This window comes from Dickeya poaceiphila (assembly GCF_007858975.2).
GTDB lineage: Bacteria > Pseudomonadota > Gammaproteobacteria > Enterobacterales > Enterobacteriaceae > Dickeya > Dickeya poaceiphila.
In genome coordinates this window covers 851,509-862,859 of the sequence record NZ_CP042220.2, presented here as the reverse complement: position 1 = coordinate 862,859, position 11,351 = coordinate 851,509, and the positions used below count along the sequence as shown (strand labels likewise).

The 11,351-nt window shown below is 48.9% G+C and carries 10 protein-coding genes; 9 read left to right on the top strand and 1 reads right to left on the bottom strand.

What is annotated here, in order from left to right:
- Positions 1-443: 443 nt before the first annotated feature.
- From Dpoa569_RS03820 to Dpoa569_RS03780, 9 genes are all read left to right on the top strand, one after another.
- Positions 444-656 carry a hypothetical protein gene (locus Dpoa569_RS03820; RefSeq protein ID WP_042872554.1) on the top strand — a complete coding sequence of 71 codons (213 nt, stop codon included), beginning with the start codon at positions 444-446 and terminating at the stop codon, positions 654-656.
- Between the two features lie 137 nt (positions 657-793).
- Positions 794-2,062: a tRNA lysidine(34) synthetase gene (locus Dpoa569_RS03815; RefSeq protein ID WP_128569775.1), complete on the top strand. Its 1,269-nt coding sequence runs from the start codon at positions 794-796 to the stop codon at positions 2,060-2,062.
- 49 nt (positions 2,063-2,111) lie between these two features.
- A complete protein-coding gene (locus Dpoa569_RS03810) occupies positions 2,112-2,768 on the top strand; it encodes a nucleoside/nucleotide kinase family protein (RefSeq protein ID WP_050569501.1) in 657 nt (218 codons plus the stop codon).
- Positions 2,769-2,791: 23 nt separating this feature from the next.
- On the top strand, positions 2,792-3,724 hold the full coding sequence (locus Dpoa569_RS03805) for a putative PEP-binding protein (RefSeq protein WP_042872558.1): 933 nt from the start codon (positions 2,792-2,794) through the stop codon (positions 3,722-3,724).
- Between the two features lie 14 nt (positions 3,725-3,738).
- Positions 3,739-5,865: an FAD/NAD(P)-binding protein gene (locus tag Dpoa569_RS03800; RefSeq protein ID WP_050569502.1), complete on the top strand. Its 2,127-nt coding sequence runs from the start codon at positions 3,739-3,741 to the stop codon at positions 5,863-5,865.
- Positions 5,862-6,896: an alkaline phosphatase family protein gene (locus tag Dpoa569_RS03795; RefSeq protein WP_042872559.1), complete on the top strand. Its 1,035-nt coding sequence runs from the start codon at positions 5,862-5,864 to the stop codon at positions 6,894-6,896. Before Dpoa569_RS03800 ends, Dpoa569_RS03795 begins: the two co-directional genes overlap by 4 nt.
- Positions 6,890-7,963 carry an aminotransferase class I/II-fold pyridoxal phosphate-dependent enzyme gene (locus Dpoa569_RS03790; protein WP_042872561.1) on the top strand — a complete coding sequence of 358 codons (1,074 nt, stop codon included), beginning with the start codon at positions 6,890-6,892 and terminating at the stop codon, positions 7,961-7,963. The genes Dpoa569_RS03795 and Dpoa569_RS03790 overlap by 7 nt, the downstream gene beginning before the upstream one ends.
- On the top strand, positions 7,960-9,186 hold the full coding sequence (locus tag Dpoa569_RS03785) for a nucleotidyltransferase family protein (RefSeq protein ID WP_042872564.1): 1,227 nt from the start codon (positions 7,960-7,962) through the stop codon (positions 9,184-9,186). The genes Dpoa569_RS03790 and Dpoa569_RS03785 overlap by 4 nt, the downstream gene beginning before the upstream one ends.
- Positions 9,187-9,189: 3 nt before the next feature.
- On the top strand, positions 9,190-10,497 hold the full coding sequence (locus Dpoa569_RS03780; protein WP_042872565.1) for an LLM class flavin-dependent oxidoreductase: 1,308 nt from the start codon (positions 9,190-9,192) through the stop codon (positions 10,495-10,497).
- A 354-nt stretch (positions 10,498-10,851) separates the two neighbouring features.
- Here Dpoa569_RS03780 and Dpoa569_RS03775 read toward each other — a convergent pair whose 3' ends face one another.
- Entirely contained in the window at positions 10,852-11,058 is a 207-nt protein-coding gene (locus Dpoa569_RS03775) for a DUF1107 domain-containing protein (RefSeq protein ID WP_042872568.1), read from the bottom strand.
- Between the last annotated feature and the right edge of the window lie 293 nt (positions 11,059-11,351).

Genomic DNA, 11,351 nt, shown 5'->3' with positions numbered 1-11,351 from the left:
GCACAATATCTGTGCCATTAACCGTGTCATTAAAAATTACAATGCTGCACTACCACGACGTACTTTTTTCAGTTTCTTCGCATTCATAACGACTCTCCTTAAAAAAGATTCAGGTTTATGCATTATGTTCTGTTTATTCACGCGGTGGAGAATTAAACAGCAATTTAGTCTTATCATGGTGGTAACAAATGTCAAGCAAAAAACACACAATCCCGTATCATTAAAAATACATTTAAATCGAAATAGTTTACATAAGTAATAATATAAGCGGGTAAATTACTTCAAGAAATACATAAAAATTATAATTTGAAAGTAATAATCGATATTGACAAATAGCTATTTAGATCTATAAATAAATTTGTTGCATGTATGTTTTTAATTTGTTTTATTTGTTTTATTCATGTGACAGATCGGGTGTTCCATTTTCAAACGAGGATGTGAGAATGCAAAAAACTGTTTTAAAACAAAACCAAAGCAATAACTTCAACCTGAAAAACGAAACTGTAAATCTGATCGCGCATAGTACTCATCACCAATATTCAGCCCTGTCTGTCAGCGAACTGGAATCAATGCGTGCAAGCCGTGCATTTATTCCGGCTTCCCGATACGGTATTGAAACTATTTGTGGCGCCAGCTGCGAAACGGGTGCGCAATAAAATAAATACCCAAGGCCACGTCTCTGCGTGGCCTTACTTTCATTACATATTAATAACTAATGGTTTAATAAACCGATAAGAGGCGGTTTATTACGCTAATAACATCCAATGACTCAGGGTAAATGTGAGGTGATGTAATGTCGGTAAAATTATCGTTAAATGTAGAGGGGCCTGAAATTTCAGTAATTACCGCGCATGGACGCCAACAACTCGTCAGCCATAAGGATGAGCGATTGATTGAAGTCCTTAATCGCAATAACGTACCCTGGTCTGCTGTTTCTATTTATCAGCGTAACGAAAATGACAAAACAATACGCCTATGCTCTGGCCTTGAAAAGAGAATGTCAGAGTTCGATGCTGATGAGCTACTCCTTTACTTCAATCGCAACGTCAATCCTTTTAAATTTTCTCCTGATAACTTTCGTATTATTCCCAGTGTCGATGATGAGAAGCAATCGACAGAATATATTTATCAGAATCTACAAAACAGTGATGCCACAGCTCAAAGTTACCTGAAAAAACTGACACCGGAAGAATGCCAGACCATTATTGCACAACGCGTTGCTGACACTATTAAAGAGAACATGCCAGAAGGCGCACATCTTGTCGTGGGTGTTAGCGGAGGTGGCGATAGCAATGCGATGTTACATGGACTGAGCTTGATCCGTGATTACGTGCATATTCATCCGGTTATTATTATGGGTATCCCCGACTGGGATAAAGGTGTACCTCGAGCCAAAGCGCTGTGTGAGAAATATCAGTTCAACCTAAAAGTGTTTGATGAAAATGAGGTGAAATCCTTGCTCGGTATCCCTCCCGACAGTGAAAGCCTTATTGATCGTTTTGAACGCCATTTCGTTGGTGACGATTTTGAATTTCTCGGCACCTTGCTAATACGCCTCTCGCTGACCCGCTATGCGCGCGAGCTTAATACCACCTACATCAGCACCGGACTTAACCTCGAAGATGTTCTGTGTGAAAACCTGTATCGCGTGTCAACCGGCCTCAAGCCCGCCTCATGTCCGGCGCGCAAAATCGGTGACATGACGCTGGTGATGCCTCTCTGGATGTGCCCAAAACGGATAATCGACGGTTGTTTCCCCAAATACTCCCTTGACAACTATGAAGCACGCTATCCCTGTTTCTCTCTTGGGCGCAATCTGTACTACAGCGTCATTTATACGCTTCAATCCGGCTATCCTGGTTTTCCTGAGCAGATGGCACGCGGACTGTCACTGCTAGCGGAACAGAACCCTGTTGAGTACCACCTTGACGAACAACTTGGCTTCTACGTTGAACGAATGGTACCGCTGGCGCTGCGCCATCAGTTCAAAAAGATGCTCAGCGATGCCAGAGGTGAAAGCCTTGATGAGCAAGCAGAAGAGATTCTGCGCACACAGCACTAATCCCGACTTCAGCGCACTGCGCCTGACAACATCAGCCTGAGGATTTTCTATGCTCATTAATCTTTTAGGATGCGACGGCTGTGGTAAATCAACCCAACTACGCAAATTGTTACCGTGGCTTGAGATGCACTTTTCCCTGCCAGTACGCACACTGGCAAAAAGAGATGCGTTGAATATTGCAGCGATCCCTGAAGCTCGCTACTTCGGCTGCGACTATCACACGCTGATGTATGACATTCTGCCAGAGATGCGCGGAGCAAGCCGGGCTCTATTTATCTTTAATCTGCTCGCCATTCCCCTTTGCCACCAGCCCGTACAGGATAACGAAATCGTGGTACTGGATGGCGGCTGGCAAAAGCATGTCGCTACTGAAATGGCATTGGGTTTGGATGAGCAGTGGCTCAATAATCTTATCAGCATTTTTCCCCGTCCCGACCTGACGATTTTCCTTGATGTCGATCCTAAGACGATCCTCGATTGGCGTCGGCAAAACCAGGATACCCACGCGCCCTACGAGTGCGGAAACCAGCCAGACTGTAGCGATGGCTTCTTCCTGGCTCAAATGAATAAGGTATACCAGATTTTGCTTCGACAAGGAGTAGAGCAAAACTGGACGAAAATCGACGGTAAAAAACCGGAGTCGGCGGTTTTTCAGGAGATAACCCAGGCCATCTCCCGCACCTTCGTTGCCCAATTTGACAGGTAATTACTTTTTATCAGGAGCCTATTATGGATATTGAAGTCTCTCTTAGTGGTGAACTGCCTGACGCCCGTCTTTATGAGGAAGTGTCTGCTGTCGGTCTGCTCCGGGGTGAGTATATTTTCCGGCGCGCAGGAAAATACCTGACGGCACCGGACGGACGCCAGCTTATGGAAGAGTATATTGAAAACGTTCTCCGTATTTTCCCGGATAAGGATGTTTGGTATCGCTTCATTGATGCACCTGCGAATGAAATCAACATGCTGGAGGGCTACGACGAATACGTGTTGGAAGAGTTCCCAACAATAGGCTTGCGCGGTATGCGTCGTGCTATGGAGTTGCCACGTACCTTTGATCTGGAGTTTGACGTCGTTACTACGCTTGCCAGAAAGCATAAAAACTTACACATCCTCTTTCCGTACATTTGTGAAATGTCGGAAATCGAATTTGGTATGGATTACGTACGTCGCTTTAACTTCCCTAATAAAGTGTCCTGCATGATGGAAACCCCCGCCGCCTTGTGGCACGCAAAGGACATCCAGCGATTGGGTCTGGAATATTTCCTGGTCGGGATGAATGATCTAAGCAGCCTGGTAGCCGGTGCCAGTCGCGGCAGCGGTTTTGATCGTCATAACCATCCGGCGATCATCGGGATGCTAACGATGTTGCGCCAGACTCTCAGTGACGGACGAATCAGCGTTGCTGGCTATATGAAACCTGAGTTTCTGGAGACGGCAAAACAGATAGGTATGGATGCTATTACCGTGCATTACTCCTCCTTCCCAGCTTTTTTTGGCGAACAGTTTTCAAACTATCAGGACATGGATTTCATGCTCAACTTCAAAAAGCAGGATAACCGCAAGCGCTTGCGACTGTGGGCACAGTCTCTGCTAGACGTCGCAAACGACACCACGTCAATGACAATTCAGGGCCTGCACTGGCACAAAAAGGTTAAATCTTAACGGATGAGGAATGTATGGAAAAAGTAGTGGTAGCGATTATCGGCGGTGGCCCACGTTCGGTGTATGCGCTTGAGCGTCTGCTGGCACTGCTGACCACGAGTCCTCCTGCGTTCCCTATATCTATACATATTTTCGATAATACAGGACGTTTTGGCGCAGGGATGGCGCACAGTGATTTGCAAAGTAAAAGCTGTTATCTAAATCGTCCGGTCAATCAAATTGCGTTTGCCGCCGATGAATCGGTAAGCGCGACAGATACCTTGCTACCTGCTTATTTACGTCTCAATTTTTACCACTGGTGTCGCCAGCGATTTTACGAAACGGGTAATAAGCAGTTTGATCTTCAGCCGCACGATATGCCGCATCGTTATCTGCACGGCCTTGCGCTACGCGAGTATTTCGATGCTTACTCCGAGGCCTTGCGAGAACTGCCTAATGTGGACGTTGCTACCCATAGCGATGATGTCACCCGTGTCAGCCGTGACGATAAGGCTTTTGTTCTGCATAGCACGGGATTTCCGACGGGCTTTCGTTTCCATTATGCACTATTTGTCACAGGGCATACTCCCTGCCGCGCCCACTGGAAAACGGCAGAAGCTCGTTTTCATCGCGGGTTACGCTACATCCCTTACGCTTATCCGCTGGAAAGAGTGGATATCGTATATCCAGGCAGTCGTGTTGCATTGAGCGGCATGGGGTTAACTGCAATCGACATTTGTCTTCATCTTACTGAAGGACGAGGGGGGCATTTCGTCAACGCGGCGGATGGCGGGCTACATTATCACCCCTGCGGTGCTGAACCGGCACAAATTATTGCGTTTAGTCGCAGCGGCCAGATCTATTCGGCCCGCCCCCGTAATGAAAAAAATGCCGCAGATGCACATCAAGCCCGTTTTTTTTGTCCTGATGCTATAGACATTCTGCGTCGTTATCGCGGTGTAACAAGCGTTCAGAGAGACGGACGCATCTGCCGACAGCTGGATTTTCAACGCGATGTTTTCCCTTTGATCGTGCTGGAAATGGCGTGGGTCTATTACCGTACCTTACTTGGTGATCGGTTTGTACAGGAGGCTAGTACAACGCTTATTGTACATTATCAAGATTTTCTGACCCGACCATCGCGCGGTGTTCAGTGCGATATCGACATCCTGTTGTCCACATTGACTCAGCGTTTTCATCAGATGGCACAAGCGTTGACAACAGCCTGTCCCGTAACAACCCGAACTACGCCTGCCATTGAAGAGGCTGCGGTAGCCTTTCTTCGTACGTTGACCGATGAGACGGTCGCACCCGGTGACGCAATCAGACGTTTACGCTCACTTCCGCCTGAGGCCATCAAATGGCGTCACCCTCCCGACATTAACGATCATCTGTTTGATTGGGAAGAAATTTTTCACCCAACAACACAGCCAGGCCGCTCGCACAAGGCTGCTATTCTTGAGGCTCTGGAACGAGATCTGGCCTATGCCGAACAAGGAAATCTCTCGAATCCGATGAAGGCTGCCTGTGATGGTGTGTGGCGTGATTTACGTGCAGTGTTCTCCAGCGTCACTGATTTTGGCGGCCTGACACCCGACTCACATCGGGATTTTATGCAACATTGGCTCTCTCACTATAATCGCCTGTCTAATGGTGCCGGTATCGAAGCCATGGAGAAACTGGGCACATTGATACGTGAAGGGCGAGTGATGATCGCTCCCGCAGTTACTCGTATTCGCTCATCCGGAAAACGCCAGGGATACCGTTTAGTCGGTCGAAAATTTCACCAACAGGTCGATTACTTGTGTTGTGCTCGTTTACATCCTTTCGACGCTCGCCGACAACACAATCCGCTTTACCCCTCCATGTTGACAGCAGGACTGGTTCGCTTATGGGAGAACCGTGGCGCGAGCGGTGAGAGCTTCATTCCAGGCGCGCTTGACTTAACATCCGATTTTCATCCCATTGATTGTGATAACCGGGTGGAAAGACGGTTGACCTTCCTGGGCGCTCCAGTTGAAGGACTCTGCTTTTTTCAGAATTCGGCGGCACGTCCAGACTCAAACAGCACTATCCTCACTGCCGTGCATGGCTGGGCAACGGAGCTGATTGAATGGATGACTCAATTTTCGCAAACAGCACAGGAAATCGAGAGTTTATGACCGTGGAAACCACTGTGCCTTTAAGCCTGCGTCAGTTTCGCCATCGTATTGCCGCACGCTTACCACGCAACAGACATCAGATTATTTTCGCGTTAGATGGGATTCCTGGGAAATTGGCCGATGCGATCTGGCACATACCGACTATCGAGCGTTGGCAGGCCGTTTTTCCTACTACCTCAACAACGTGCTGGCTTAGTAGTCTGACTGGTTTAAGCGTATCTGAACACGGCATTCCAGGCGTAGTATTTCAAGACAAGTGTGTGCAGGAGACACTTATCAACATTTGCCAGTATCAGGGAGACAAACTGGCGATTCCTGGGGAGAGCATTTTCCATGACGCTCGCCGCAGTGGCTACCTACCGCAGGCTATCATGGGTGATCTGCTTCCCATTGAAGGAGCCTGGACTCGCGCATTGTTACAAGGAGCCGAGTTTACCGATCCGACGGCCTTTTTCACGCTTACTCCGCCATTGAATCCCAAGGCACAACTAGAGACTGTTGAGACAGCTGTCGAACGGGCGCTTGCCCGGTCAGCCACGCCTTGCCTGATTTGGGTGTTTATTGATGTCGATCACTACATTCACACCCATGGCTACGACAGCCTGGTTACAACGTTTCTGCAAGGCATTGATGAACTAGCGCAGCACCTGACACATCAGGGATATGACGTCATCGCGCACTCCGATCATGGTTTAGTGCCTGTTGTCCATGATGAGGAGATGGCTCGCCTTATTGCCGTTTTGTGTGATCAATTTGGTGCGACGATGGGAGGAGCCGGACTAACACGTTGGTTTTACGTTGCTAAAGAGAACATACCGGCGTTCCAGAACGCTCTGATAACGGCATTCAGCGATGTTGCCGACATCGTGCCTGGTACGGAATTGGCCGAGGTGGGACACCGAGCGGGAGATCTATTTCTTATCGCCCGCGGTGAACGCTTTATCGCGCCCATCGGTTGGTGCTACGAGCACGGCTCGCGCCAGGCAGATGAGCTTGATGTCTTTTATGCGGTATGGGAGGCACAATGTTAAATCGCGCTATTGACTCTTATCGTCACCTCTCACTTGACGATACGCCAACGTTGCTGAATCTGGCGTGGACAAAGGATGAACGTGACTTTATTACTCCGCCACTTCCCTCCCTTATTGAGCAGAGTTTGTATCATGAAATTGACCGTAAGTTACCTGATATCTGGCATTACGCCGTAGACGATCCTTGGGGAGAGCGGCGTCTTACCCCGGCAGTTTGTAGCTATTTTGGCGTGAAAGAAGATGGCTTGTCGCTCTCCTGTGGCGCAGGAGTGATTCAACTCTTAAGTGTATTGCCGGCATTGAGCGTAAAGGGCAGTGTCGCTGTGGCCGATGAAATTTATCCTGACTTTCCCTGGTGGCTTAAGAAATCAGGCCGGAGTGTATGGCGAATCCGCGCAAAAACCGTAACTGGCTGTGTGAAGCAGGCCATCAGCTTGGGTGCGGATGTGTTTTTCATCGAGCGTCCCGGTGTCCGGGAAGATACTTTTATGTCACTTGATACGGTGTATGAGCTGGGAATGTCATTAGCGGGAGCCGGGATCACTCTGTTGATTGATGAATCTAATGCCAACTACCAGCCCCCCTCCTACAGCGCGGTTCATCTGCTGGCGTATCTGCCAAATATCATCGTGTTACGGGGGGTATCAAAGGCGTGGGGATTAGGCAGTCTCCGTACGGGACTCTGCATATCGTCACCAGCACTAAAGGAGACGCTACGGGAAATCATTCCTCCATTGCTTAACCCTTCTTTAACATTGCGCATTGTTCACGATGTGTTGACCATGGGGGACAGCACCGCGTGGCTGCGTGCGCGAATTCAACAGCAAAAGCAGGCTGCGATCATGTTGTTTGAAGGGTGGCCTGTAATGCCTTCCAGTAATGCAATGCCCTACCTTTTTCTGCCGACAAATGAGGAAACGACACTCCGTCATCTCGGTATTGGTACAAAGCGCCACCATTTTTGGCAAGAAGCCGACACAACCACCACGCTGTTGCGCCTCAGTGTGCCGTTACAGGAAAGCAGGATGCTATGGCTGGAAAATGTCCTGAAGGGAGAAAAACGATGACAACAACACGGACCGATATTGATCGTGTACTGACCTGCTTTCTGTTTGATCCCCAGCGTACCGAGGAGTTGGCACGAACGCTGACGACCGAACAGTGGCAACTTAGCCTTGACTGTGCTGTCAGCCATAAAATCCTGCCGCACGTCGCCGCGTTTTATCATCTGTATCATGATGAGCCACTGCCGGAAAAGTATCAGAGCATTTTGCACACTCATGAAGTGGAGCGACGCAGCTGGTTTGATGCTCTGCGTATTACCACTCCGTTTAGCCAGACTGCTGACGCCATGTTGATGAAGGGGTTTGGCCATGAAATTCTCTACCCTGAAAAAATGGACAGGTTTGCCAAAGACCTGGACATAGTAGTGGCTGATTTCAGCACATTCTGCCGGATAGCAACCGAGTTACTCCATGGCGACTTTCATTTACCCTTTATGGCACAGTTTGTCTGGCGAAAAGAGCAGCAGAGTTGGCAAGGACTGGCCCGTTTCATTCATCGTAATGGCAATGAAGACGGAGGCATTGAACTGCACATTGGGCAGTTTGCCGTTGACGAACACCATGTGATCACATGGCCGATGTTGCGTCAGCACGCCGTGAAAAAATGCATTGAGTCGCTCCCGCTTTGCGTACCTGATAGCCGAATGATGCTCGTCATTTTTTTTATGGAGCTAGCCACTCGCCCGGAATGTATGCTGCGGGATCTCTACGATGGTTATTGTCTGTGCATGACGCTTACGGATAAAAACGATATCGATGCACTGGCCACAACACTTAATGATGAAGGACTCGGCGCTCAGGTAACTAAACTGCTCTCGGCCTTTTTCCAATTTAATCAGTCACCGCCAAACGAACTGGTTCATCTGGCGGAAAAAATACGTTCTCTTTCCCCGGAAGGTAAGCTCGGCTGGCGTAACCGGCTAAGACAGGCACTAGATCGCGCGTGTCAGACGGGGAATCTGGCACTGCGCCTACTCAGTCTGCTAGATAGGCCATGGGCTATTCGCCTTGCGATGCGTTTTGCCTTCCCTGTTTACGGTATTCACCTGAATACTTATCCACACCCATTGCACCTGATAAAACATCGGCACTATTTACTGCTGACAACCCCGGCAGGCACGTTTCTGCTGGGCGGTGTTGGCCTTTTCAGTGATGAAGAGACTGAGTATTTGCAAAGTGTCATCAATGCTCCGTTCTTCCAGCTCACACCTGACCTGGAACCATAAAATATGCAAACAGCCAATCCGATGATGAAACTTGGCGCTTTCTGGTATCCGACCGGTTACCACATTGCAGCGTGGCGGCATCCAGACGTGCCAGCTAACGCTGGGGTGAACATCGAACACTGCATTGCATTTGCCCAACAGGCAGAGCAAGCCGCCTTCGATTTTATTTTTCTGGCAGATAGCCTTGCCGTTAAAGGAGATGACTGGAACGTGCTCAGTAAAGGAGCGCATCGCTATGTGGGGCAGTTTGAACCCCTGACGCTGATTTCAGCCTTGAGTACCGTAACCACGCGTATCGGCCTTGTTGCATCGGCTACTACAACTTACAACAGTCCCTATATGCTGGCGCGGCAGTTTGCCTCGTTGGCTCATCTTAGTAAAGGCCGGGTGGGCTGGAATCTGGTGACGTCGCAAAATCCGTTTGAGGCTGGCAATTTTGGTTTGGAAAACCATCCTGATCATCATCAGCGCTACCAGCGTGCCGAGGAATTTTTTGATGTCGTCAAAGGACTGTGGCAAAGCTGGGATGAGGATGCATTTTGCTATGACAAGGTTCAAGGGACATTTTTCAATGTTGACGGACTTCATATCCTTAATCACCAGGGGGAGTATTTTCGGGTAAAAGGCCCACTGAATGTTCCCGCCTGTCCAGGTGGAAATCCGGTCATCGTACAAGCTGGTGCGTCCGATGCGGGTCGCAGACTCGCAACACGAACCAGTGAGGTTATCTTTTCCGCACAGCATGATTTCGCCAGTGCAAAAGATTTTTACCAGGATATTCATCAGCGGGCTGCGGCAATTGAACGCAGTGCCCCATTAATCATGACAGGGTTGTTTCCCTTTGTAGGGCGCAGTACGCAAGAAGCGCAGGAGAAATTCGAACAGCTCCAGGCGTTGATCGATGATGACGTCAGCCTGGCACTTCTTCAGGTACAACTCGGTGGTGTGGATCTGTCGTCGTTCTCCCTGGACGCACCTCTTCCACCACTTCCGGCCAGTAACGCCAGTCACAGCCGTCGTCATTTACTCATTGAACTGGCCAGGCGGGAGAGATATACCCTGCGTCAGCTATGCCGACATGTGGCAGGAGCAAGAGGCCATTGGCAGCTTGTCGGTACGGCCTCGCAAATTGCAGACGAGATGGAATACTGGTTCCGTCAGAACGCAACGGATGGTTTTAATATTATGTCGCCCTGGCTGCCTGGTGGATTTAACGATTTTACTCAATGGGTCGTTCCCGAATTAAGACGGCGGGGACTCTTTCGCCAGGAATATACAGGAAGGACATTACGTGAACATCTGACATCGTGAGCCTTGATGAAATCCATACTTTGATGCATTCATGCGAACTATCATCCCGATGAAGCGCATATAGCGGCGCAAAATTACAAACCTGAACCTGAACTGAGAAAATGGAAACGGTGTCTATACCCGTCATACTTCAGGTTGCAGGTGTGTTGGCTACGTTACTCGGCCCATCAATGGGCCTCGCCCTTCGGGCCAACGCGTTGCGTTGTGCAACACGCTAGCGTGTTGTCCTGCAACTCGAATTATTTTGGGTATATAAATCACACAATAAAAAGCACATAAAAAAAGCCAGTCAGTGGCTTAACTGGCTGGCATTAGCCCGTAGTGGGCGGTTTTCCTGTCGCAGGGGCGGTTCCATCAACCCAGATCAGCCTGCAACTTCAGTACCTGACGGTTGACTTCGGACATCACCACCAGATGTTGTTTATCCTGTGTTTTGGGCAACAGGATACGCCCCTGATCAAACTCAAAAGCGCCAATACCCTTAATGTAAAGTCTTCCCCGAAACAGGATTTTCACATACTTGGCCACTTTTAGGGGATTGTACCGCTCGAAGATCCTCATCGTCTTCCTCTCCTCCCGTTTTTTCCGCCGCGCCTCCCCAACCCTAATGAGAGCCGGATGACACTCAGCGCAGCAATCACGTACAACTGATTAGTGCTTTTATTCTGCGGTTAGTTCCCGCGATGACAGAATTATTTACGGCAATTACATAATTTTACAGAACAGACTAATGCCATAATTTTTAAATCAGTATAAACCTTCAAGTTATTGCCGTATGAGCGATATGCCGCAAACTCGAACATGCCATGGCGAACGCATTAAAGGCCGCCAATCTAGCGTGAGAATGTGACCCA

What these genes read in the sequence shown, in the direction of transcription:
- Dpoa569_RS03820 (WP_042872554.1), top strand. Translation starts at nt 444, where the DNA reads ATGCAAAAAACTGTTTTAAAACAAAACCAAAGCAATAACTTCAACCTG.
- Dpoa569_RS03815 (WP_128569775.1), top strand. Translation starts at nt 794, where the DNA reads ATGTCGGTAAAATTATCGTTAAATGTAGAGGGGCCTGAAATTTCAGTA.
- Dpoa569_RS03810 (WP_050569501.1), top strand. Translation starts at nt 2,112, where the DNA reads ATGCTCATTAATCTTTTAGGATGCGACGGCTGTGGTAAATCAACCCAA.
- Dpoa569_RS03805 (WP_042872558.1), top strand. Translation starts at nt 2,792, where the DNA reads ATGGATATTGAAGTCTCTCTTAGTGGTGAACTGCCTGACGCCCGTCTT.
- Dpoa569_RS03800 (WP_050569502.1), top strand. Translation starts at nt 3,739, where the DNA reads ATGGAAAAAGTAGTGGTAGCGATTATCGGCGGTGGCCCACGTTCGGTG.
- Dpoa569_RS03795 (WP_042872559.1), top strand. Translation starts at nt 5,862, where the DNA reads ATGACCGTGGAAACCACTGTGCCTTTAAGCCTGCGTCAGTTTCGCCAT.
- Dpoa569_RS03790 (WP_042872561.1), top strand. Translation starts at nt 6,890, where the DNA reads ATGTTAAATCGCGCTATTGACTCTTATCGTCACCTCTCACTTGACGAT.
- Dpoa569_RS03785 (WP_042872564.1), top strand. Translation starts at nt 7,960, where the DNA reads ATGACAACAACACGGACCGATATTGATCGTGTACTGACCTGCTTTCTG.
- Dpoa569_RS03780 (WP_042872565.1), top strand. Translation starts at nt 9,190, where the DNA reads ATGCAAACAGCCAATCCGATGATGAAACTTGGCGCTTTCTGGTATCCG.
- Dpoa569_RS03775 (WP_042872568.1), bottom strand. Translation starts at nt 11,058, where the DNA reads ATGAGGATCTTCGAGCGGTACAATCCCCTAAAAGTGGCCAAGTATGTG.